The organism is Nocardia sp. NPDC041819 (assembly GCF_055590505.1).
Genome location: NZ_JBVJAP010000003.1, coordinates 23921 through 46337, shown reverse-complemented (window position 1 = coordinate 46337; position 22417 = coordinate 23921). Strand labels below are relative to the sequence as shown.

At 68.1% G+C, this 22417-nt stretch carries 19 protein-coding genes; 13 read left to right on the top strand and 6 right to left on the bottom strand.

What is annotated here, in order from left to right; genetic code table 11:
- The first annotated feature begins 13 nt into the window (after nt 1–13).
- Nucleotides 14–664: a TetR/AcrR family transcriptional regulator gene (locus ACZ6DL_RS12200; protein WP_466050593.1), complete on the top strand. Its 651-nt coding sequence runs from the start codon at nt 14–16 to the stop codon at nt 662–664.
- A complete protein-coding gene (locus tag ACZ6DL_RS12195; RefSeq protein WP_466050591.1) occupies nt 651–2270 on the top strand; it encodes an acyl-CoA dehydrogenase family protein in 1620 nt (539 codons plus the stop codon). Before ACZ6DL_RS12200 ends, ACZ6DL_RS12195 begins: the two co-directional genes overlap by 14 nt.
- 241 nt (nt 2271–2511) lie before the next feature.
- Here the strand turns inward: ACZ6DL_RS12195 and ACZ6DL_RS12190 are convergent, their stop codons facing one another.
- Complete coding sequence (locus ACZ6DL_RS12190) at nt 2512–2913, bottom strand: nuclear transport factor 2 family protein (RefSeq protein WP_466050589.1); 402 nt, start codon at nt 2911–2913, stop codon at nt 2512–2514.
- Between the two features lie 71 nt (nt 2914–2984).
- On the opposite strand from ACZ6DL_RS12190, the gene ACZ6DL_RS12185 reads away from it, so the two are divergent.
- From ACZ6DL_RS12185 to ACZ6DL_RS12170, 4 genes are all read left to right on the top strand, one after another.
- Nucleotides 2985–3911 (top strand): LysR family transcriptional regulator, encoded by a 927-nt coding sequence (locus ACZ6DL_RS12185; protein ID WP_466050587.1) that lies wholly within the window; start codon nt 2985–2987, stop codon nt 3909–3911.
- Nucleotides 3912–3973: 62 nt separating this feature from the next.
- A complete protein-coding gene (locus ACZ6DL_RS12180) occupies nt 3974–4741 on the top strand; it encodes a nucleoside/nucleotide kinase family protein (RefSeq protein ID WP_466050585.1) in 768 nt (255 codons plus the stop codon).
- 50 nt (nt 4742–4791) lie between these two features.
- On the top strand, nt 4792–5136 hold the full coding sequence (locus ACZ6DL_RS12175; RefSeq protein ID WP_466050583.1) for a hypothetical protein: 345 nt from the start codon (nt 4792–4794) through the stop codon (nt 5134–5136).
- Nucleotides 5133–5681, top strand: a complete 549-nt coding sequence (locus tag ACZ6DL_RS12170; RefSeq protein WP_466050581.1) for a potassium channel family protein — start codon at nt 5133–5135, stop codon at nt 5679–5681. Before ACZ6DL_RS12175 ends, ACZ6DL_RS12170 begins: the two co-directional genes overlap by 4 nt.
- A 13-nt stretch (nt 5682–5694) precedes the next feature.
- On the opposite strand, the gene pgi is transcribed toward ACZ6DL_RS12170, so the two are convergent.
- Nucleotides 5695–7332 carry a glucose-6-phosphate isomerase gene (gene pgi, locus ACZ6DL_RS12165; RefSeq protein ID WP_466050579.1) on the bottom strand — a complete coding sequence of 546 codons (1638 nt, stop codon included), beginning with the start codon at nt 7330–7332 and terminating at the stop codon, nt 5695–5697.
- A gap of 115 nt (nt 7333–7447) precedes the next feature.
- Between pgi and ACZ6DL_RS12160 the strand changes: the two genes are divergently transcribed.
- Nucleotides 7448–8905, top strand: a complete 1458-nt coding sequence (locus ACZ6DL_RS12160; protein WP_466050577.1) for an NAD-dependent succinate-semialdehyde dehydrogenase — start codon at nt 7448–7450, stop codon at nt 8903–8905.
- Nucleotides 8906–9161: 256 nt separating this feature from the next.
- On the top strand, nt 9162–10343 hold the full coding sequence (locus ACZ6DL_RS12155; RefSeq protein ID WP_466050575.1) for a hypothetical protein: 1182 nt from the start codon (nt 9162–9164) through the stop codon (nt 10341–10343).
- A gap of 113 nt (nt 10344–10456) precedes the next feature.
- On the opposite strand, the gene ACZ6DL_RS12150 is transcribed toward ACZ6DL_RS12155, so the two are convergent.
- Nucleotides 10457–10750: a chorismate mutase gene (locus ACZ6DL_RS12150; protein ID WP_062977356.1), complete on the bottom strand. Its 294-nt coding sequence runs from the start codon at nt 10748–10750 to the stop codon at nt 10457–10459.
- A 385-nt stretch (nt 10751–11135) separates the two neighbouring features.
- Here ACZ6DL_RS12150 and pcrA point away from each other — a divergent pair, with 385 nt between their 5' ends.
- Together pcrA and ACZ6DL_RS12140 are read left to right on the top strand one after the other, a co-directional pair.
- Entirely contained in the window at nt 11136–13721 is a 2586-nt protein-coding gene (pcrA, locus tag ACZ6DL_RS12145; RefSeq protein WP_393233549.1) for a DNA helicase PcrA, read from the top strand.
- A gap of 63 nt (nt 13722–13784) precedes the next feature.
- Nucleotides 13785–14210, top strand: coding sequence for a hypothetical protein (locus ACZ6DL_RS12140; protein ID WP_466050573.1), 426 nt, complete (start codon nt 13785–13787; stop codon nt 14208–14210).
- Between the two features lie 63 nt (nt 14211–14273).
- Here ACZ6DL_RS12140 and ACZ6DL_RS12135 read toward each other — a convergent pair whose 3' ends face one another.
- Entirely contained in the window at nt 14274–14846 is a 573-nt protein-coding gene (locus ACZ6DL_RS12135) for a TetR/AcrR family transcriptional regulator (RefSeq protein WP_466050571.1), read from the bottom strand.
- A 374-nt stretch (nt 14847–15220) separates the two neighbouring features.
- On the opposite strand from ACZ6DL_RS12135, the gene ACZ6DL_RS12130 reads away from it, so the two are divergent.
- Nucleotides 15221–16840: an MFS transporter gene (locus ACZ6DL_RS12130; protein WP_466050570.1), complete on the top strand. Its 1620-nt coding sequence runs from the start codon at nt 15221–15223 to the stop codon at nt 16838–16840.
- Nucleotides 16841–17315: 475 nt separating this feature from the next.
- Here the strand turns inward: ACZ6DL_RS12130 and ACZ6DL_RS12125 are convergent, their stop codons facing one another.
- The gene (locus tag ACZ6DL_RS12125) at nt 17316–17630 is read right to left on the bottom strand and encodes a hypothetical protein (RefSeq protein WP_466050568.1); all 315 of its coding nucleotides are present in this window, start codon (nt 17628–17630) and stop codon (nt 17316–17318) included.
- A 212-nt stretch (nt 17631–17842) separates the two neighbouring features.
- On the opposite strand from ACZ6DL_RS12125, the gene ACZ6DL_RS12120 reads away from it, so the two are divergent.
- The gene (locus ACZ6DL_RS12120) at nt 17843–19072 is read left to right on the top strand and encodes a helix-turn-helix domain-containing protein (protein WP_466050566.1); all 1230 of its coding nucleotides are present in this window, start codon (nt 17843–17845) and stop codon (nt 19070–19072) included.
- Nucleotides 19073–19452: 380 nt separating this feature from the next.
- On the opposite strand, the gene ACZ6DL_RS12115 is transcribed toward ACZ6DL_RS12120, so the two are convergent.
- Nucleotides 19453–20703, bottom strand: coding sequence for a M23 family metallopeptidase (locus ACZ6DL_RS12115; protein ID WP_466050565.1), 1251 nt, complete (start codon nt 20701–20703; stop codon nt 19453–19455).
- Between the two features lie 537 nt (nt 20704–21240).
- On the opposite strand from ACZ6DL_RS12115, the gene sucC reads away from it, so the two are divergent.
- Nucleotides 21241–22407 (top strand): ADP-forming succinate--CoA ligase subunit beta, encoded by a 1167-nt coding sequence (gene sucC, locus ACZ6DL_RS12110; RefSeq protein WP_466050563.1) that lies wholly within the window; start codon nt 21241–21243, stop codon nt 22405–22407.
- Nucleotides 22408–22417: the final 10 nt, after the last annotated feature.

Here is a 22417-nt window from a genome sequence, read left to right as displayed (position 1 = left end):
CTTCACTTCTTGGGTGGCCTACCGCAGAACCCCCGCCGTGCAGGCCCGCCTGGACGCCCAGGCGGGGCTGATCGTGCACGCCGCGACCATGGTGCTGTCCCGCGGCGGCTATGCCGCGCTGTCCATGGCGGCGGTCGCGGCCGAGGCGGGCGTGGCCACCGGCACCGTTTACAAGAACTTCGACGGCAAGTCCGCCTTGGTGCGGGCGGTGTTCCGGAAAGTGGTCGCCCGCGAGGTCGCCGCCGTGGCCGAGGCGGGTTCGCGCGGAACGGCCGTCGAGCGGGTGACCGCGGCGGTGGAGACCTTCGCGGGCCGCGCGCTGAAGAACCCGAACCTGGCCTACGTGCTGCTCGCCGAGCCGGTCGACGCCGCCGTGGACAGCGAACGCCTGCGCTTCCGGCGCGCGTTCGCCGAGACCTTCGAATCGGCGGTGGCCGAAGGTATCTCGCGGGGTGAACTGCCCCCGCAGGACCCGAGGATCAGCGCGGCCGCGTTGGTCGGCGCGATCGGCGAGGTGCTGGTGGGCCCGCTCGCCGACGCGCCACACGGCGAATCCGTCGTCCCCGAACTCACCGCTTTCGCGATCCGCGCGCTCGGCGTGCGCGACGACCCGGGCGCGCTCGCCGCCCGGCTGGAATCAGGAGTTTCAGATGCAGACGCATGAAGTCTTCAACCAGGTGCCCGACATCGTGCCCTTCGACGCCTCACGCAATCCGGCGCTGCTCGAGGGCCTGCACCGGGAAGGCGCGGGCTTGGCCGAAGCGGAGGTGCGGGAACTGGGCGCGCTCGCGGGGGGCGCGCAGGCGCAGGAGTGGGGCAGGCTGGCCAACGAATACCCGCCGGTGCTGCGCACCCACGATCGCTACGGCAACCGCGTCGACGAGGTCGAGTTCCACCCGCACTGGCACGACCTGATGCGCGTCGCCGTCGAGCACGGCCTGCACGGGGCACCGTGGCTGGACGACCGCCCGGGTGCGCACACGGCGCGTGCGGCGAAGTTCTACACCTGGGGCGTCGCCGACGCGGGCCACATGTGCCCGATCTCCATGACCTACGCGGTGGTCCCCGCCCTGCGGCACAACCCGGAACTCTCGGCGCGCTTCGAACCGCTGCTCGGCTCCCGCGTCTACGACTTCGGGCTGCGTGAACCGTCCGCCAAGGCCGGGCTCATCGCGGGCATGTCGATGACCGAGAAGCAGGGCGGCTCGGACGTCCGCGCCAACACCACCACCGCGACGCCGCAGCCGGACGGCAGCTACCGGATCGTCGGGCACAAGTGGTTCACCTCCGCGCCGATGTCGGACATGTTCCTCACCCTGGCGCAGGCTCCCGGCGGCCTGTCCTGCTTCCTGCTGCCCCGGGTGCTGCCGGACGGCACCCGCAACCCCATCCGCATCCAGCGGCTCAAGGACAAGCTGGGCAACAAGTCCAACGCCTCGTCGGAGATCGAATACGAGAACGCCGTCGGCCTGCTGGTCGGCGCGGAGGGCGCGGGCGTCAAGACCATCATCGAGATGGTGAACATGACCAGGCTGGACTGCGTGATCGGCTCGGCCACCGGCATGCGCGCGGGCGCCGTTTACGCGGTGCACCACGCCAGGCACCGCAAGGCGTTCGGGGCCGCGCTGATCGACCAGCCCGCGATGCGCAATGTGCTGGCCGATCTGGTGATCGAGTCCGACGCCGCGACCACCGTGATGATGCGGCTGGCCGGGGCCACCGACCGGGCGGGCCGGGATCCGGCCGAGGCGGCGCTGCGGCGCATCGCGCTGGCGGTCACCAAGTACTGGGTGTGCAAGCGTGCGCCCGCGCACGCGGCCGAGGCGCTGGAATGCCTGGGCGGCAACGGGTACGCCGAGGAATCCGGCATGCCGCGGCTGTACCGGGAGGCGCCGCTGATGTCCATCTGGGAGGGGTCGGGCAATGTCGCCGCGCTGGACGCGTTGCGCGCCATGGGGCGCCAGCCGGAGACGGTCGAGGCGTACTTCGACGAAGTGTCGCGCGCCAAGGGCGAGAACCCGCGCCTGGACGACGCGATCGCCCGGGTCGGCAAGGAATTGTCGGATCTCGACGACATCGAATACCGCGCAAGGCGCGTCGTCGAGTTGATGGCGCTCGTACTACAGGGCGCTCAGCTCGTTCGCCACGGCCACCCCGCCGTGGCCGACGCCTTCTGCGCCACCCGGCTCGGCGACGACTGGGGCATCGCGTTCGGCACGCTGCCCACCGGCGTAGACACGGGCGCGATCATCGAGCGCGCGTTCGTCTGAGCCTGTGCCACTGGGGACCGGTTCGGGTTCCCGGTGGCTCCAGGGTCGGAGCCGGGACTCGGGCCGCCGCGGTACGGAGGTGATCTGTGCGGACCGTATCGACCGGTCTCCCGGCCGGACCGGGATCGTCTGCCCTGATGACCGCGATCGGACTCGGATACGAAGAGTTCGGGGCACCGTCGTCGTCCACAGCATCGGTGAACGGTGCACGGCCGCCCGCTCCCGCGGACCGGTGCCGGTATCAGGCGGGCCGGGTCAGCACCCGTTCGACCAACGCGGTATCGCAATACTCGAACACATCGCGCAATTTGCCGTCGGCGACCCGGAAGACGAAGCAGTAGGTTTGGTCGTAGCTCTCCCCGCGCGTGGTCACGCCCTCGGCGCGGGCTCGCACGACGACGTGGTCGCCCTCGGCGATGATCGTCTCGGCGGCGATGCGGTACCCGGTGAACTGAGCCATCAGTGGACGCAGGAGTCGTTCCAGTACCGCGCTTTTCGGTTCCCAAGTGCCGCTCCAGGACCAGTCGCCGGGGAACACCCAGCGGAAATCGTCGGCCATGGCGTCGCTCAGCGCGCGGGTATTGCCCAGGGACATCTGCTCGAAGATGTCCGCGAGCAGCTTCTTGTTCTCGATCGCGGTCATGACCACGACGCTAGGGTCAGCAGACATATGCGACAAGCGATTGTCTCGCATATCTGGTATGAGCAATGCGCATGGATGAATTCACCGTGTCCGGCCTGCGCGTGGTGCGAGAGGCAGCCGCCTGCGGCTCGTTCTCGACCGCCGCGGAGAACCTCGGCTATACGCAGTCCGCGGTGTCCCGGCAGATCGCGCTCATGGAGCGGGCGGCGGGTCGCGCGCTGTTCGAGCGGCACGCCCGCGGCGTGCGGCCGACCGCGGCGGGGCACGTCGTCCTGCGCCACGCGGACGTGATTCTCGCCGAGGTGGAGCAGGCCCGGCACGACATCCGTCATCTCGCGTCGCGCCCGGCGGCCCGCCTGCGCCTCGGGGCGTTCTCGACCGCCATGGCCGCCTTGGTGCCCCGTGCGATCGCCGCCACCGCCGCCCGCGACCGGCAGTTGCGGATCTCACTGCGCGAGGGGATCAGTCCCAGACTGCTCACCGCTGTCGCGCGCGGACGCATCGACCTCGCCGTGGTGACCTCGCCGGACACCGTGCCCTCCGGCGTCGAGATCGAGCCACTGGTGGACGATCCGTTGCTCGTCGCCGTCGCGTCCACGCATCCGCTCGCCTGCGCCACCAGCGCGACGCCCGACCTGCTGCGCGACGAACGATGGATCGCCGGCAGCCAGGAGCCGTCCGCCACTCTCCTCGGTGCGTGGCGCGACCCGGGCCGGGAGCCGGAGATCGCGTTCGTCGCCCGCGACTGGTTCGCCAAACTAGGCCTCGTCGCGGCCGGACTGGGCGTCACGGTGGTCCCCGGCATCGCCGTCCCCGTGCTGCCGCCGACCATCGCGCTGCTGCGGATCGATCATCCCGCCGCGGTCCGGCGCACCGTCCTCGCCCATCGCGGCGATCGCGGCCCCGCCGAACCCCGCGGGATGTTCGCCGAGGCGCTGCGCGACCAGGCGGCCGAACTGTCGGCCCAGGTGCGCCAGCGCCTTCGCGATGGTGCGTGATCACCGGTTTCGCTATCCGCGAGGAACAGCGCGGCCTTCCGAAGTTCATACAGTGGACGAATGTGGACGCCTGGCGGGCGGGCAGCGGCCGACGGCGGTACGGGCTCAGCAGCGCCGGTAATGTGGCGGCGGTGGCAGGGGAGTTCGTCGAGAGACCGTTGAGCTGGTTGGTCCGGCGGGTGCGGGAGCGTGCGGGGCGGGGACGGTATCTGCTGGGGATCGCGGGGCCGCCGGGCGCGGGGAAATCCACCTTGTCGATCGCGCTGCGCGACGCGATCAACCGCGAGGCGGGCGGCATGGTCGCCGAGATCGCACCCATGGACGGGTTTCACCTGGGCAACGACATCCTCCGGGCGACGGGAAGTCTTGCCCGCAAAGGGGAGCCGGACACCTTCGATGTCGATGGTTACGTAGCGGGGCTGCGACGCCTGCGGACCACACCGGTGGGCGAGCCGGTGGCATGGCCCACGTTCGACCGGTCCGTCGACGCCCCGGTGCCCGGCGGCGTGGTGTTCGACCGGCAGTCCATCGTCCTCACCGAGGGCAACTATCTGCTGCTCGACGACTTCGGCACGCGCCGATGGTCGGCGGTCCGGGCACTCCTCGACGAGTGCTGGTACCTGGACGCGGCGCGCGACGTGATCGAGGATCGCCTGCTGCACAGACACATTCGCGGTGGTCGCACGCCCGCCGCAGCGCACGACAAGGTGCGCGACAGCGACTTGCGCAACGCGGATCTCGTCGCGGCCACCGAGCAGCGCGCCGACCTCGTGCTGCGCGTGGATGCGGGAAACTACGCGGTGGCTGTCCCGCCGGCGGGATTCGGTTGACCATGCTTCGGCCGATGGTGAGCGTGGCGTCGAGCTCGCGCAGGCCGACCGTGACGAAGCGGACCACCCTCTCGGCGCCGATGACCGGCCCCAGCGCGGCCTGCTCGACGCCGCCGCCGTCGCTGACCACGACGACATCGGGAGCGAGCACCTCCAGTCGCCGAGACCACCGAGCGAGGGCGGCGGGCATCCACGTGCTCGCGGGCGCGGCGCGCGATCTGCCGGACCGCCGCCGGGTCTTGTCCACGGCGGCGGCGATCTCGTCGGAGCCGATGTCGAAGGCCTCGCGCAGCACGAAGACGGCGCGCTCGACGCCCCTCGGCCGCATCCGGTGCGGTGACATCGGCGCGTGCAGCGGCTCACGCGCTCTACCTGGCCCGATGATGAATCAATGACGGAGAATCGCGCAGGGGGAAGAGTCTCGGGTGCCCTGTTCAATGCGCTGGCCGTGGTGTGCGCTCTGCTGTTCTATTACTTTCTGCCGCTGGAGAGCCGGCCGCTCGGCCGCCCTGCCGGGGTGCTCGGGCTCGTCGCCTTCGTCTTCGGAGTCGCCGGCCTGATCTGGCTGGCGCGGTGGCGCATCCGGCGATACCTTCGCGATCCGCCCACGACGGCCGGACGGATCAACGACGTACTGCTCGTGGTCTGCGTCGTGGTGACGTTCTTCGCCGTGTACTACTACGTGCTCGAACAGCACGCGCCCGGCCAGTTCGACGGCCTGCGCACTCGAACCGACTCGCTCTACTACACGATCGTCACCCTCGGGACCGTCGGCTACGGCGACGTGCACGCGGTCGGGCCCGCGGCGAAAGTGGCGACGATGGTCCAAGTGGTCTTCGACCTGGGCGTCATCGGTACCTTGATCGCGATCTCCACCTCGCGCATCGTTCAGCGACTCGACGAGGCGCGACGCGAACCCCCGCCCGGCGGGGCCGCCTAGCGCGCGGACGAACTCAGCGGTGCGCGCGATACCAGCGAATGAGCGAATCCGTCGACGAATCGTCTTGCGGCCGAGGGTCTTCGGCCGCGGTGAGCAGCGGAGCCAAGGCGAGCGCCTGCTGCTTGCCCAGTTCCACACCCCACTGGTCGAAACTGTCGATGCCCCAGATGGTGCCCTCCACGAAGACCTGGTGCTCGTAGAGCGCGATGAGCTGACCGACGACCGACGGGGTGAGCCGCGGCGCGAGAATGGTGGTGGACGGGCGGTTGCCGGGCATCACCTTGTGCGGCACGATCTCGGGATCTGTTCCCTCGGCCGCGATCTCCTCGGCGGTCTTGCCGAACGCGAGCACCTTGGTCTGCGCGAACAAATTGCTCATCAGGATGTCGTGCATGCTGCCGGTGCCGTCGATGGTGGCCAGATCGTCGGTGGGCTGCGCGAATCCGATGAAATCCGCGGGAATGAGCCGGGTGCCCTGGTGCAGCAGTTGATAGAAGGCGTGCTGCCCGTTGGTGCCCGGTTCGCCCCAGAAGATCTCGCCGGTGGAGGTCGTGACCGGTGTGCCGTCGGCACGGACCGACTTTCCGTTGGATTCCATGGTCAATTGCTGCAAGTACGCGGGGAAGCGGGCCAGATCATTCGAATAGGGCAGCACGGCATGGGATTCCGCCCCGAAGAAATTCGAATACCAGACGCCGAGCAGGCCGAGTAGTACCGGAGCGTTCGCCTCCAGCGGCGCCTCGGCGAAATGCCGGTCCACGGCGTGCATACCCGCGAGGAATTCCGCGAAGCGCTCCTTGCCGATGGTCGCCATCACCGAAAGGCCGATCGCCGAGGCCACCGAGTACCGGCCGCCGACCCAATCCCAGAACCCGAACATGTTCTCGGTGTCGATACCGAATTTCGCGACACGTTCGGCATTGGTGGACACCGCGACGAAGTGCTTGGCCACGGCGTCCGCCCCGAGCGCGGCGACCAGCCAGCGCCGGGCCGCGGTCGCGTTCGTGAGCGTCTCCAGAGTGGAGAAGGTCTTGGACGCGACGATGAACAGCGTGGTGGCCGGATCGAGCCCGTCCAGTTTCGCGACCAGATCGGCGGGATCGACGTTCGAGACGAAGCGGGCGCCGATACCGGCGTCCTCGTAATGACGCAGCGCCTGATGCACCATGACCGGCCCCAGGTCCGACCCGCCGATGCCGATGTTGACCACCGTCGTGATGCGCTCGCCGGTCGCCCCGCGCCACGCGCCGGAGCGCAGCGCGTCGGTGAACTCGCCCATCCGCCGCAGCACCCGGTGCACCTCGGCGCCCGCGTCGGCGCCGTCGATGATCATCGTCTCGCCTTCGGGCAGCCGCAGCGCGATGTGGCCGACCGCGCGGTCCTCGGAGGTGTTGATGTGCGCACCCCGGTACATCGCGTCGCGCCGCTCGAGCACGCCCGCCTCGCGCGCCAATTCGACCAGCAGATGCAGGGTTTCCCGGTTCACGCGGTGCTTGCTGTAGTCGATGTGCAGGTCCGCCACCTGGACGGTCAGCTCGCTGCCGCGGGCCGGATCGTCGGCGAAGAACTCCCTGAGGTGTCGTCCGGCGACGGTGCCGTGGTGATCGTGCAGTTTCCGCCATGCCGCCGTCGCGGTGATGTCGCTGCTCACGTTCGCCGAGAGTACAAGCAGGCACCGCCGCGCGCACGGGTGCCTGCGTGGAGAGTCGGCCGGACCGGCGCGCGTTCGGCGTTTGCGCTTCCGTCGTGAGGCTTAGGCTGGCGTCATGGTGTCCGAACGTGAACTTCTCGAATCCGTACCGAAGCAGTTGTGGATCGCAGGGCGGCCCGTCGACGCCACCGGCGCGGGCACCTTCCCGGTGCACAATCCGGCGACCGGTGAGGTGCTGACGCACGTCGCCGACGCGACGCCGGAGGACGCGCTGCGCGCCCTCGACGCGGCCGTCGCGGCCCAGGACGAATGGGCGGCCACGCCCGCCCGCGAGCGCGGGGAGCTCCTGCGCGAGGTGTTCGAACAGATCACCGCCCGCGCGGAGGAGTTCGCCCTGCTGATGACCCTGGAAATGGGCAAGGCGCTGCCGGAGAGCCGCAACGAGGTGCGCTACGGCGCCGAGTTCTTCCGCTGGTTCAGCGAGGAAGCCGCCCGGGTGCACGGGCGCTACCTGCACGCTCCTTCCGGCACCGGCCGGATCGTGGTGCACAAGCAGCCGGTAGGCCCTTGCCTGGCGATCACCCCGTGGAACTTCCCGCTCGCCATGGGCACGCGCAAGATCGGCCCCGCGCTGGCCGCGGGCTGCACGATGATCGTCAAGCCCGCTTCGGCGACGCCGCTGACCATGCTGCTGCTGGCGAAGCTGTGCAGCGAGGCGGGAGTGCCCGACGGCGTCCTGTCCGTGCTCACCTCCAGCCACTCCGGCGCGGTGACCCAGCCGCTGCTCGACGATGCCCGGCTGCGCAAGCTCACCTTCACCGGCTCCACCGAGGTGGGCAAGAAGCTGGTGGAGAAATCCGCGAACCGGCTGCTGCGCACCTCGATGGAACTCGGGGGGAACGCGCCGTTCGTGGTGTTCGACGACGCCGACATCGATGCCGCCGTACAGGGCGCGATGCTGGCGAAACTGCGCAACGGCGGCGAGGCGTGCACCGCCGCCAACCGTTTCCACGTGCACAACAGCGTGCTCGAGGAGTTCACCACCAAGTTGGTCGAGGCGATGGAGAGCAGCGTTCGGCTCGGGCCGGGCGCCGATCCGGACACCACGCTGGGCCCGCTGATCAACGAGGAGCAACTGCGTACGGTCGGCGAGTTGGTGGACGACGCCGTGGAGAAGGGCGCGCGGGTGCTGATCGGCGGCAAGGCGCCCGGCGGCCCCGGCTGGTTCTATCCGGCGACGGTCCTGCGCGACGTCCCGCCGCAGGCCAGGATCCTGCGCGAGGAGGTGTTCGGCCCGGTCGCCCCGATCGTCGGTTTCGACACCGAGGAGCAGGGGCTGGACGCCGCCAACGACACGGAATTCGGACTGGTCAGCTACGTCTACACCCGCGACCTCGACCGTGCCCTGCGGATTGCCGAGGGTCTGGAATCCGGCATGGTCGGCGTCAACCGCGGCGTCATCTCCGACCCCGCTGCTCCCTTCGGCGGCGTCAAGGAGTCCGGCTTCGGCAGGGAGGGCGGCACGGAGGGAATCGAGGAGTACCTGTCCACCAAGTACATCGCGCTCACGTGAGAGAGTGGCGCGGGTTCCGCATTCCGGAAGGCGATCGCTCGCGCACCCGAGAGTTCGCGGGGCACGCGCGCACCTGGCCAGTTCCGCGCTGAGCGCGACTGCCCTCACCCCCATGCTTTAGGGGGGCGACTGCGTCGATCATCGACATTAGCCTCGACTCGGGTTTCGATGAGGGTCGAAGGGCTGATCATGAGAAGGTGCGGGCGCCGGTGATGCCCGATTGAGCAACGGCATTATCAGAGTCTTCTTGCAGGCCGTGGACGATTTGAAACGGCTGACCAGGAGGGAAGTCGTGGGCGTCGCCGATATGAAAACAGGCGCGGCCCGCGCTTCCCGGCGAGTCGCCGAGGTGCACACGCACGGCGACGCCGACAATGCTCTCGCGGTCCGGCGTCGATGGTCCTCGGCAGGCGGCGATGCCGACACCAGGCGGGATTTGTGCCCCCCGCCGCCGGACCGAGCGTCGTTGGACCAGGCCGGACAGCGACTCGACGCCGAATTGAGTCGACGTTTCGGCGAGAAGGGACCGACCGACGATGAATGGTCCGACTTCATGGCCCACCGTCGGCTGTCCCGGCTGGAGCAATACGCCCTCATCGACAGGAGAATCGAAAAATCAGCGGCTTCTCTCGGCCGGGACAGCGCCGAATTACGTGAGCAGATGCGGCGAGAGCTGAAGGAAGCGCTCGACGGGAAACCCCTCGCTATCCGGGTCCGCGACGAGGAACTCGTGGCCATCCTCGGGGAAGGGCGAATCAGGGGCGCTCGCAACCCCGTCGGCGATCGCGCCCATGCCGAAGAAGAGTGGTTCGGTCCGCACGTCCACGACAACCCACCCGTCTACGGCTACGTCGCCGTGGACGGAGTGCGCCCATCACAACCGGGCCTTATCGATCCGTTGTCGGAGCTGAACTACGGCGACAATCAGATCTATCTGAAGCCGGAGGTCCGGTCACGAACGACCATCACGTTCGGTGACTCGCTGGTGGAGAGGGACCTGGCGATACCCTCCCCCGTGGACAACCCGTCGGAATACTCCTATGGCGCCGGAATGAACGGCATCGCTCCGATCGGCCGCGACTATCTCGGAGCAGACTTCCGCGCCAACCATTTCATCGAAGCCCAGATGTTCGACCTCACCACCGCGGACATAGATTTCATCGGATTGCACCAGCCACCCGGTGCGGCATTGCGACAGGCGCTGGACCAATCCGGGTTGGATTGGCGTGTTCTGAGCAATCGCACGATCGCGGCGGAGGGCACCCCCGCGGAACGAGCGGCCGCGATCGAACGGACGAGTCAGGACTTGGAGCATCTTCGCCATGTGCATCCCACTATCCGCTCGCATGCCGAACCGCTGGAAGCCGAGCTGAGGGACGACCTGCGGGTCCTGAGCGATTCCACCGCAGGTGAGGGACCGGCCGCCGCCCCCGGATAACGTCGGTGGACGTGTGCGGGCACGGGGCGGACATGAGGAGACCGCCCCGGGGTGCATGTACACCCGGGGCGGCCAGGGGAAGCGACGGTCCGGCGAGCGCGCCGCGTGTCAGTTCAGTGGCCGAGACGACCGCGGCCGAGGCGAAGCAGCAGCATGGCGAGGGTGTGGCCTTCCTGGCCGAGCTCGCTGAAACGCTCCAGCACCTTCATCTCGCGACTGTGCACAAGGCGCGGCCCGCCCGACGCCATGCGCGTCCGGCCGATGATCCGGGAGATCTCCGTCCGGCGCTTGATCGCAGCCAGGATCTCGGCGTCGAGACGATCGATCTCCTTGCGGAGCTTGTCGATCTCGGCCTCGGTCTGCGGCAGCGCCGATTCGGACCCGGTCGTCGTGGCAGGGGTGCTCATCATTCATCTCCTCGTGTCAGAACGTGGATCGGCGCGTGCTCGCGGCTCGTTACCGATCGGTTCTTTCACCGTGAAACAGACCTGGTGGGGCCTCGTATTGTCCCCCCAGAAAGGTGTGCTCAGGTACAGGCTCCGCGATCCCGGCGTTCGGCTGGCAGCCGAATCGGATGTCTGGCGAAAGCGCTGAGCATGTCGCCAGTGTGCCACGGGCTGGGGGGTATGCAAAACATATACGTTTGGGAATCGCGCGAGATTCGCAGGTTGTTTCACCCGCCCTTCCCACCAGCGGGAGTTCACTCGCCGTTCAGCCATCCGGCGCCGGACCGATACCGATCTCACCCGGGGCTTCATCTGTGTCGGTGGCCGCCGGTAGCGTGGATGGACGATGGACATCACGGTGGCTCCCAAGACGCAGGCCGGTCGGATCGTGCACCCGGATCCGGCATCGAAACCGCAGTTCGCCGGCGGTAACGCGGCGGAGGGGTCGCAGCCCGCCGCCGTCGGCGCGGCGCCGCCGACCGACGCGGAGCGCGAGCGGCAGCGCGCCGAGCGGGAACAGCGGCGCGCCGAGGAGGCCGAGCGGCTGCTCGACGGCTTGAATCCGCCGCAGCGCGCGGCGGTCGTGCACACCGGATCCCCGCTGCTCATCGTGGCGGGCGCGGGTTCGGGCAAGACGGCGGTGCTCACCCGGCGCATCGCCTACCTGCTGGCCGCCCGTGGCGTCACGCCGGGCCAGGTGCTGGCCATCACGTTCACCAACAAAGCCGCCGCGGAGATGCGGGAGCGGGTGACCGGACTGGTCGGCCCGCGGGCGAACGCCATGTGGGTGTCGACGTTCCACTCCAGTTGCGTCCGCATCCTGCGCACCCAGGCGGCGCTGCTGTCCGGGCTGAACTCCAACTTCTCGATCTACGACGCGGACGATTCGCGGCGCCTGCTCACCATGATCAGCCGCGACCTCGACATCGACACCAAGAAGTACTCCGCGCGCCTGCTGGCGACGGCGATCTCCAATCTGAAGAACGAACTCATCGATCCGGCCCGCGCCACCGCCGACGCGGAATCCGACGACACCGAGTTGCCCGGCCTGGTCGCGCGGGTCTACACCGAGTACCAGCGCAGGCTGCGCTCGGCGAACGCGCTGGACTTCGACGACCTCATCGGTGAGACGGTGGCATTGCTCCAGAATCACCCGCAGGTCGCCGAGTACTACCGCCGCCGGTTCCGGCACGTGCTGGTGGACGAGTACCAGGACACCAACCACGCGCAGTACGTCCTGGTCCGCGAGCTGGTCGGCCACCACGTGGAAGACGGCGCCGAGGACCGGGTCCCGCCGAGCGAACTGTGCGTCGTCGGCGACGCCGACCAGTCCATCTACGCCTTCCGCGGCGCGACGATCCGCAATATCGAGGAGTTCGAGCGCGACTTCCCCGACGCCGAAACCATTCTGCTGGAGCAGAACTACCGCTCCACACAGCACATCCTCTCCGCCGCCAACGCGGTGATCTCGCGCAACGAGAACCGGCGCGAGAAGAAGCTGTGGACCGATTCCGGCGAGGGCGATCTGATCACCGGCTACGTCGCCGACAACGAACACGACGAGGCGTCGTTCGTCGCGCGCGAGATCGACCGGCTGGTCGACCAGGGCGAGGCCAACTACGGCGACGTCGCCGTGTTCTACCGCACCAACAACAACTCCCGCGCGCTGGAAGAGATCTTCATCCGGATGGGCCTGCCCTACAAGGTGGTCGGCGGCGTCCGCTTCTACGAGCGCAAAGAGGTGCGCGACATCGTCGCCTACCTGCGGGTGCTGGAGAACCCGGAGGACGCGGTGAGCATGCGCCGCATCCTGAACACACCGCGCCGCGGCATCGGCGACCGCGCCGAAGCCTGCGTGGCGGTCCATGCCGAACAGCGCGGCATCGGTTTCGCGGCCGCGCTGCGCGACGCCGCCGAAGGCAAGGTGGCGCTGCTGAACACGCGGGCGCAGCGAGCCATCGCGGGCTTTTTGGAGCTGCTCGACGACATCCGGGCCGCGGGCGAACGCGCGGAGTCCGACTTCCCCGATGTCGGCAACGTCGTCGAAGCGGTGCTGGAGCGCACCGGTTATCGCGCCGAACTGGAGGCCTCCGACGACCCCCAGGACGGCGCCCGGCTGGACAACCTCAACGAGCTGGTCAGCGTCGCGCGGGAATTCAGCTCGGAGGCGCAGAACAACGCGGAGGCGGCCCGGCAGGAAGGGCTGCTGCCCGAGGTGGGCGAAGGGGAGCCGGATCCCGGTTCGCTCGCCGCGTTCCTCGAGCGGGTCTCGCTGGTGGCCGACACCGACCAGATCCCGGACGAGGGCTCCGGCGTGGTCACGATGATGACGCTGCACACCGCGAAAGGCCTGGAATTCCCCGTGGTGTTCGTGACCGGTTGGGAGGATGGGCAGTTCCCGCACATGCGGGCGCTCGGCGATCCGACCGAGCTGGCCGAGGAACGCCGCCTCGCCTACGTGGGCATCACCAGGGCCCGGCAGCGCCTGTACCTGACGCGGGCGGTGGTGCGGTCCGGCTGGGGGCAGCCGGTGTCGAACCCGGAATCGCGTTTCCTGCAAGAGATCCCCGGCCACCTCATCGACTGGCGCAGGCTCGAGCCCGCCGGATCGCCCGGAACGAGGGGTTTGCGGCGTCGCGGCGGTGACGACGACGGGCTGGAACGGGATTGGACGCGCGGCGACGGGTGGTCGGAGCCACGGCCCGGCTTGCGCGATCGCGGCCCGCGCAGACCCGCTCCCGGTGGCGCGACCCGCAACAACACGAACTTGGTGCTCGCCGTGGGCGATCGGGTCAGCGACGACAAATACGGTCTCGGCCGGGTGATCGCCGCGGAGGGCTTCGGGCCGCTGGCCACGGTGACCATCGACTTCGGCACCGCGGGCAAGATCAGGTTGATCCCGCAGTACAGCCGGACGCTGGTCAAGCTCTGAGCTACCGGGGTCGGGCCTTCGGGCCCTGCCGCGCGGACGCGTTCCGCCGGTAAGGTCCGCGATATGGACACGGTCGCGCAGCACATCCTGTGGTTTCTGCCCATGTTGTGGCTCGGCATGGTGCTGGCCATCTCGTTCCTGGAAGCGCCGCTGAAGTTCCGTGCACCCGGGGTCACGCTGCCGCTGGGACTCGGCATCGGCCGCTTGGTGTTCCGTGCGCTGAACGCCGCGGAGGCCGTGCTCGCCGTGCTGCTGGTGGTCGCCGCACTGATCGCGGGCCCCGGCAAGCCGACCTGGTTGTGGCTGGGCGTGGCCGTGGTGTTGCTGGGCGTCCAGATCCTCGTGGTACGCCCGCCGCTGTCCCGCCGCGCCGATCGCGTGCTGGCGGGCGAGGATCTGCCGCGCTCGCACGCGCACTACTGGTACATCGGCCTGGAGGTCGCCAAGGTCATCGCGTTGCTCGGTCTCGCGATCACGGCCGCACCCTAGGCGTCCACATACGTTGATGTCATAGCTGACCGTCCGCGTCCGTTGTCTTGATGGGCGGCGTAGTCAGGGTGCCTCGAGATGGATTCCGAGCAGTTCGCGGAGCTGGTCGTAGGTGCGGTTGAGGGGTGCGATGCTGCGATCTGCGATCGACATCATGACCGCGCCCTCGATCGCCGCGATTGTCGTGGTCGCCAGGCTCTGGGCTGTCCGGGCTGGTACGCCCTGCGCGATGGCTTTCTCGGCCAGGTGGTGTTCCCAGCGCCGGAATGCCTGGCTGGATAATTCTCGGGCGGCCGGTGCTTCGCTTCCCCCGTATGCCGCGGCGGCGACCGGGCACCCGGACTGGTAGTCGCTGGTCACCAGCACCCATTTCCAATACTCGACGAAGGCCCGCAGCATTTCCTGTGACGACAGCGTCTCGGCCATCTGCTCGATCATCTGCTCGATCCAGGCGCCCGCGGTCCGGACGGACTCCTCGATCAACTCCGTCTTTCCGCCGGAAAAATGCTTGTAGATCGATTGTCGTGCGGTGCCGCTGTGCTCGAGCAGATCGGCCACCCCGGTGCCGGCCACCCCTCGGCGTCTGATCAGCTCGATCGCGCTCTCGATCAAGCGCCGTCGCGCATCCGCAGCCATGAGCCTCTTCCCCTCAGTACAGGCCATCCAGCCTAGCGACGCACCGAACAGTAGACCATTCAGTCTTCTGGATGAAGTCTCGTCTGTAGATCTCTTCGAAGAATGCGCGATCCCTCGCTTGCGATAGACCAGACGTTCTATTACGCTGCCGTTAGCGTTACGCGAAGTAACATCAATTTGTCGGAGGGAACCGGTCCGAACCCCACCCCGGGGGCCTGATGTCGGCGTCCCACAAAGGCGGTGCTGAGGCGGAATCGAGCTGCCCGCCGACACCCCCATGGCTGCCGGTCCGCGGTGGCTATCGCCGTGCCCGGTCGGGGTCGGCAGCCACTTTCCGCCTGGCCCGCATCGCAATGACGAGGAGTCGATTTCCCATGCCCCACTCATCTGTCGCCGAGCCGGCCGCGCGGGCTGCGCACACCGCAACCCCGAGCACGCGGGGGCGGTGGCCGGCCCTTGTCGTCATCTGCATCGCGGAATTGCTCGTGGTGCTCGACAACACCGTCGTCAACGTCGCGTTGCCGTCCCTGGGGGTGCAGTTACACGCCGGTTTCAGCGGACTGCAGTGGGTGGTCGATGCGTACACGCTCGCCTTCGCGGGCTTGCTGCTGGCGTTCGGCCACCTCGGAGATCGCTACGGCCGCCGCATGGTGATGATGCTCGGACTGGCCGGCGTCGCCGTCATGTCTCTGGGTGGCGCGTTGGCGACCGACCTGGGGCAGGTGATTGCGGCCCGCGCCGCTATGGGAGTGTTCGCCGCCGCTGTATTCCCCGCGACGCTGGCGTTGATCATCAATATCTTCACCGACGTCAGGGAACGGACCGTCGCCATCGCGGCGTGGACGGCGATGGCAGGCTTCGCCATCGCGATCGGGCCCACCGCGGGCGGCTGGCTACTCGAGCACTTCTCCTGGCACTCGGTCTTCTGGGTCAACGTTCCCGTCGCCACGATCGTCCTGCTTCTCGCCCGCATACTGCTTCCGGAGTCGAAGGCGGCACACACCGGCAGGCTCGATGTGATCGGCATCGCCCTCTCGCTCGTGAGCGTCACCACCTTGGTGTGGACCATCATCGCCGCGCCGCATCAGGGCTGGCTTTCCCCGATCAGCCTGACCTGCTTCGTTTTCGCCGTGGTCTGCTTCGCGGTGTTCATCCGGTGGGAGATGCGCACTGCCTCGCCCGTACTGAACATGAACCTGTTCCGAATCCGGCGATTCTCCCTGCCCGCGGTGGCGATCGCGGTCGGCTACTTCTCCATGTTCGGGTTCTTGTTCATGATCACCCAATACTTCCAGGGAGTGATGGAGCTGTCGCCGCTGCAATTCGGGTTGCACTCGCTACCGTTCGCCGTGGCCATCGCCGTCGGCGCCCCATTGGCCACGCTGATCGCCCAGAAGGTCGGCACCACGGCGGTCATCGTCCTCGGGCTGGTGGTGATGAGTGTCGGAATGTTCATCGCCGGTCAGGTGAAAGTGGAGACACCGTATGTGGGTCCTGTGCTCGTCTCGATGGTGCTGATGGGTCTAGGGCTGGCGATCGTGCAGGGCCCGGCGACCGAATCGATCATGTCCTCGGTGGCCCTCGATGAGGCGGGAGCCGGTTCGGCGGTCAACGACACCACCCGCGAGGCGGGCGGAACTCTCGGCGTCGCGGTGCTCGGATCGATCGTGGCGTCGGTGTACACAACCGAGGTCGGACCGCGCATCGATGCCATCCCCGACTTCCTGATGACCCCGAACGAGAAGAGCTTCGCCCGCGAAAGCGTCATCGCTGTACTCGAAATGGCCAAGCGTCCCACCAACCCCGCCTTCGCCCAGCAGAAGGCCGACCTGATCTACGCGATGAAAGCCGCGTCTATGGAGGGGTTCCAACTCGCGTCCTACGTGACGGTTTCGGCGTCGCTGATCGTCGCGGGTGCCGTTGCCATCTTCCTGCCATGGAAACCCGCCGGCGACTCCATGCTCCTCGTCTGGAAGCGCAAGCCCAAGCCCTGAAAGGGGCGGACAGGCAGGCGAACCCGAATCGTCGGCCGGCACCTGGCTTTCCCAACAGCCCACCACCGGCTTCGCAACAGCGCCGCGAGGCGCGGGCGACCTCATCGACCGGCCCGTGCCTGCCGGTGGGACGCGTCGATCCCCGTCGCATGACGGAGCTGGGCGAGGAAGGCCGCCTTGTCGTCGCCTGCGACGAGGTAGTGCGACACGGCCAGCCGCACGATCGTGAATCTGCGCGTCGTTGCCCTCCACCATCGGCTGGATGAGAGCGGGTTTGCGGAAGGCGACGCAAACCAGCGTCGCGGGCTGGACCAACGTGCCGGTCCACGTGCGGAACTGATCGGGGTCACGTCGCCGTCCGGGTGTCCGAGGCGACGGCGGTGGTGAGTCCTGTGAACCGAGTAGTTCCTGCCTGTTCGAAGGCGCGTCCAGTGCGACCGGGCCGGCCCGCACCGGACCCGCGGCGGCAACGCGTTCAGCGCTCCTCCCGTGAGGTGTCCGGCTTCATGCGCCCGGCGTCGATGAGCGTCTGCCGGGCGGCCGCCTTACGCGGGCACTGGTCCGCGCGGCATTCCCTGTGCCGCTGCATCGTCTGGTGCGCTTCGGAAACGCTCAGCGGGTGCTCGGGAGCTTCATGCGGCCAGCCGGTAGGCCACAGACCGGGGTCGGGCCGCTCGGCGCGAATCCGTTCGCGTTCGCGCTCGGCACGCCACTCGGCGGCTACCCGGTCGATGATCGCTTGCGCCGACATGTCATCCGGCTCGGCGTCTCGCCACCAATTGAACCCCATCGCGTTTCACCCCTGCTCTCGCTCGTCCTCTGGGCGCACCACCCGGCGGGGTGTGATTCACCGGGGGCCGCTCACGGCTCGCGGTGCGTCCGTTCCAGACGGGAGCAGACGCGCCCGCCGGGTGGGTGCGGCTGCAAGCGTCGCGCGGAAAACATCGCTCTGGACTGGTAAAACGGCTACAGCACGTCTACCGATCCGCCTACGATTCACCCATGGGGACGGACGGGGGGTTGCCTCCTGACATCGGGGAACGTTTGCGAGCCGCCAGGCAGGCGGCGGGGCTCTCACTGGCCGATCTGGCGGCGCGAATACCGTTCTCGCGCAGCTACTTGGGGCATGTCGAGACGGGGACGCGCGTCGCCTCGGCAGATGTGGTGGCGGCCTACACGCGCGCGTGCGGCGAAGTGACATGCGACCCTGTCACACTGGTCGGTATGTTGGGCCGAGCGGATGTCGACCGGCGGTCGTTCCTGCGCACGTCCGCCTACAGCGCGGCGCTTTCGGCGACCGCGCTGGTGTCGCAATCGGACATGGCCCGCTTGGTGCGAGTCGATGACTCGGCGCACGTCGGCATGCCGGAAGTGCGCGCCGTCCAAGGGATCACGGACGCTTTCTTGCGCTTGGACGAAGTCAAGGGCGGCGGTATCGGCCGGACCGCTGTCGCCGAATTCCTGAGCACCGATGTCGCGTCACTGCTGCGTTCCCGGTTCGCCGATTCGACGGTCCGCTCCGCCGCGTTCAGCTCCGCCGCCGAGCTGGCATACCTGGCGGGTTTCAAAGCGCACGACGCGGGGGAGGACGGAATCGCGCAGCGGTATTTCCTCTCGGCGCTGCGGCTCGCGCAGGAGTCCGGTGTCCCGGGACAGGACGGTTTCTGTTTCCGCATTCTCGGGTTACACGCCACCGATGTGCGACAGCCGCAGCATGCCGTCGAGCTTGCCGAACGTGGAGCGGCAGCGGCGCGAGACAAAGTAAGTCCGGACACCATGTCTTTGTTCCTGGTCGGTCTCGCGCGCTGCTACGCCGAAACGGGGCAGCATCTAGCAGCGCGCAATACCTTGCGGGAGGCGGAACCATGGATAACCACCACGGAAATCACCACCGAGTTACCCCGGTGGGCGGCGCTCTGGTGCCCGAACAAAGCGAGCGTGGCCAGGCAGACGTCGAAAGCGTTCGCCGCCCTGGGTGATCACGCTGAAGCCGAGCGGTACCTGTACTTGTCGCATTCGATGTGGAGCCCCGAGACGCATACCAGGATTCACGCTCTTTCCGCCGCCGAAACGGGACTGATTCGTTGGCGTCTCGGACGGCACGAGGACGCAGCGAAGCTCTGGCGGTCCGCGCTACCGGTTCTGTCCGCCGTGTCCTCGGACCGGGCGTCGAAAGTTCTGCGTAAGGTGCGAAAGGCCGCGCCGGAACTGTTCGCCAGCACGGCAACATGACAGCGCCTCGCTGCACGACGCACTACCCGGTTCAATCGAACAGATAACTCTTTACCGCTAGTGCCCACCACTACCGGCCCGTCCAGCCGCACCGCCGTGATGCCCGCATTCCATTCCGTCCATCGCGTCGGATCGGCGAGCACCTGCCAGATTCGCTCGGCAGGCAACGCATTGAATTGCGTGTCCGTCGTTGTACGTCGTGCAATGAGGCCGACGTAAACCCGTCTTCGGCCGCCTGGAAGCAGACCGCTGAATCAAGATTCTTCCGCCACAGCAGGATCCACACGACCGCAGCGCCCAGTGCGGGCGATACAGGCCTGGGCCGCCGTTCGACGTCGCCGACCAAGCGGCACGCCGAACGCGTCCCGTGGCCGCGCCGTTCAGTCGCGCTGCGGGCCGAGGCTGATGCCGCGGGTCGCCAGCCAGGGCAGCGGGTCGACCTTGTCGACGCCGTTCAGCCAGACCTCGAAGTGGCAGTGCGGGCCGGTGGAGAAGCCGCGGTTGCCGATGGTGGCGATCTGGTCTCCGGCGAGCACGCGCTGGCCCTGCGACACCGTGGCGGTGTCGATGTGGCCGTAGATGGTGACGGTGCCGTCGTCGTGCAGCAGGCGGACCCACATGCCGAAGCCCGACGCGGGACCGGCTTCGAGCACGGTGCCGTCGGCGACGGCGTAGATCGGGGTGCCGATCGGGCCCGCGATGTCGATGCCCAGATGCTGCACGCCCCAGCGGGCGCCGAAGCCGGAGGTGAAGGTGCCCGCGGCGAACTTGGTGAACAGCGGGCGAAACTTCGACGCCTCCTGGGCGGCGAGGTCCTCGGCGTACTTCTGGCCCTTTTGCAGGATGTCGTTGAACTGGTCGAGGTGGGCGGGCGAGGAGACGTTCAGCACCTGGGGGGAGTCCGGCGCTGCCGTCGGATCGGCCATGTTCATCGACTGCGCCGCGATCTCGTGGATCTGCCCGGCGGCTTCGTAGTCGACCGCCTGCGACGGCTGTTCGGGCGAGGCGAACGCGGCCTGCCCGGCCGCGACGACCGCGCCCGCGGCGACGGCGGCGACGGCGGCCCGACCCTTGAGAGCTGCGGGCGGCGCCGCTACCCGATGTGCGCCACCGCGCTTGTTCGCGGAGCGGCCCCCGCGGATGACGGTCGGCAGGACGGGTGCGCTCGGCTCCTCGTCGGCCTCGGCCTCGGGGGTCTCGGTCGCCCAGGATTCCTCGGGAGCCCAGCAGCCGGTATCGGACACCCAGGATTTCTCGTCGGGCGTCCAGGGCTGCTGCTCGGCCCACGCGTCGCCGGAGTTCCAGGCGCCGCCGTCGGACCAGGAGTCCTGCTGGGTCCAATTCTGTTGCGACCACGCGCTGTTGGTGTCCCACGCGTTGTCGTAGGCCGCGTTCTCATAGGCCTGCTGGTCGTAGCCCGAATCGTGAGCGGGCTCGGCCGCGAAGCCGTAATCGCCACCGGCGGGGCGGAAGTCGTATTCCGCCTGCGGCGCTGCCTCGTACCCGGCGTGATGCGGGTCGAACGAGGGGCCTGCGTGGTGGGCCGCCGGAGCGAAGGGCTCGTCGTCGGGGCGATAACGATGTCCCGACCGCAAGCGATCATCGGAAGCGAAGGTGGAGCTGTAGTTCATCGGCGGTGCCACATCGTGAAGCGGATGGAACTCGGATGCCGCATGACCAGCGGCGTCGATCGGTCGAATGCGGAGCGGCTCTCCGTCTGCGGAGTGCTGTGCTGCGTCAAGCTTGCCGTCCTCCTAGTCGTGACCGTGTTGTGACATCGACCGCAATGACGGTAACGAAACGATGTCGTGCCCACAAGCGGTGTGCGCGGTCCGTGACAAACATGTGAGATTCATCACCCTAACCCCACGGAATATCTCACTGCTGTATGGGCACTCCGGAGAGGTCGTTCAACGACGATTCGTAGTAGATCGCGGTTCGCTCCCGGGTTCGCCCGCTCTACCTGGCGCGGTGCCAGCAACCTACTCGTGAGTAGCGTTGGCCAGCGGTTTTGCCGCCCTGGGGACCACTCCGTGACCTGCGCCACTTAGGATGAACGTGGCCGATTGGCCCTCCATGTGACTGATTAGAGTCCGACCCGACCCGCTTCCGACGTCGGGCCGCCAACAAAGACGTTGTCATCACAACGCAGACGAGACGGTGAGTACATGGATCTCTTCGAATATCAGGCGAAGGAGCTCTTCGTTAAGCACGGAGTGCCTTCGTCCGAGGGCCGCGTCACGGACACGGCCGAGGACGCCCGCGCCATCGCGGCGGAAATCGGCAAGCCGGTGATGATCAAGGCCCAGGTGAAGGCCGGTGGCCGCGGCAAGGCCGGTGGCGTGAAGTACGCCGCCACCCCGGATGACGCGCTGACGCACGCGCAGAACATCATCGGCCTGGACATCAAGGGCCACATCACCAAGAAGATCCTGGTGGCCGAGGCCAAGGACATCGCGGAGGAGTACTACATCTCCTTCCTGCTGGACCGCGCCAACCGGACCTACCTGGCCATGTGCTCGGTCGAGGGCGGCATGGAGATCGAAGAGGTCGCCGCCACCAAGCCGGAGCGGCTGGCGAAGGTTCCCGTCGACGCGGTCAAGGGCGTCGACCTGGCGTTCGCGCGTTCGATCGCTGAGCAGGGCCACCTGCCCGCCGACGTGCTGGACACCGCGGCCGTGACCATCCAGAAGCTGTGGGAGGTGTTCGTCGCCGAGGACGCCACCCTGGTGGAGGTCAACCCGCTGGTGCGCACCCCGCAGGACGAGATCCTCGCGCTGGACGGCAAGGTCACCCTCGACGAGAACGCCGGATTCCGCCACCCGGAGCACGAGGCGTTCGCCGACCGGGACGCGACCGACCCGCTCGAGCTCAAGGCCAAGGAGAACGACCTCAACTACGTCAAGCTCGACGGTGAGGTCGGCATCATCGGCAACGGCGCGGGTCTGGTCATGTCGACCCTCGACGTCGTCGCCTACGCGGGCGAGGGCCACGGCGGCGTGAAGCCGGCCAACTTCCTGGACATCGGCGGTGGCGCCTCGGCCGAGGTGATGGCAGCCGGTCTCGACGTCATCCTGAACGACGACCAGGTCAAGAGCGTGTTCGTCAACGTGTTCGGCGGCATCACCGCGTGTGACGCGGTCGCCAACGGCATCGTGAAGGCGCTGGAGATCCTGGGCGACAACGCGAACAAGCCGCTGGTGGTCCGCCTCGACGGCAACCGGGTGGACGAGGGTCGCCAGATCCTCGTCGAGGCCGCGCACCCGCTGGTGACGCTGGCGCAGACAATGGACGAAGGCGCCGACAAGGCCGCCGAACTGGCAGCCGCCCGATAACGACGGCCGA

Coding starts and splice junctions, on each gene's coding strand:
- pcrA (WP_393233549.1), top strand. CDS start 11,136: ATGGACATCACGGTGGCTCCCAAGACGCAGGCCGGTCGGATCGTGCAC.
- ACZ6DL_RS12130 (WP_466050570.1), top strand. CDS start 15,221: ATGCCCCACTCATCTGTCGCCGAGCCGGCCGCGCGGGCTGCGCACACC.
- ACZ6DL_RS12195 (WP_466050591.1), top strand. CDS start 651: ATGCAGACGCATGAAGTCTTCAACCAGGTGCCCGACATCGTGCCCTTC.
- ACZ6DL_RS12115 (WP_466050565.1), bottom strand. CDS start 20,703: ATGAACTACAGCTCCACCTTCGCTTCCGATGATCGCTTGCGGTCGGGA.
- sucC (WP_466050563.1), top strand. CDS start 21,241: ATGGATCTCTTCGAATATCAGGCGAAGGAGCTCTTCGTTAAGCACGGA.
- ACZ6DL_RS12125 (WP_466050568.1), bottom strand. CDS start 17,630: ATGGGGTTCAATTGGTGGCGAGACGCCGAGCCGGATGACATGTCGGCG.
- ACZ6DL_RS12120 (WP_466050566.1), top strand. CDS start 17,843: ATGGGGACGGACGGGGGGTTGCCTCCTGACATCGGGGAACGTTTGCGA.
- ACZ6DL_RS12170 (WP_466050581.1), top strand. CDS start 5,133: ATGACGGAGAATCGCGCAGGGGGAAGAGTCTCGGGTGCCCTGTTCAAT.
- ACZ6DL_RS12140 (WP_466050573.1), top strand. CDS start 13,785: ATGGACACGGTCGCGCAGCACATCCTGTGGTTTCTGCCCATGTTGTGG.
- ACZ6DL_RS12135 (WP_466050571.1), bottom strand. CDS start 14,846: ATGGCTGCGGATGCGCGACGGCGCTTGATCGAGAGCGCGATCGAGCTG.
- ACZ6DL_RS12160 (WP_466050577.1), top strand. CDS start 7,448: ATGGTGTCCGAACGTGAACTTCTCGAATCCGTACCGAAGCAGTTGTGG.
- ACZ6DL_RS12190 (WP_466050589.1), bottom strand. CDS start 2,913: ATGACCGCGATCGAGAACAAGAAGCTGCTCGCGGACATCTTCGAGCAG.
- ACZ6DL_RS12185 (WP_466050587.1), top strand. CDS start 2,985: ATGGATGAATTCACCGTGTCCGGCCTGCGCGTGGTGCGAGAGGCAGCC.
- ACZ6DL_RS12150 (WP_062977356.1), bottom strand. CDS start 10,750: ATGAGCACCCCTGCCACGACGACCGGGTCCGAATCGGCGCTGCCGCAG.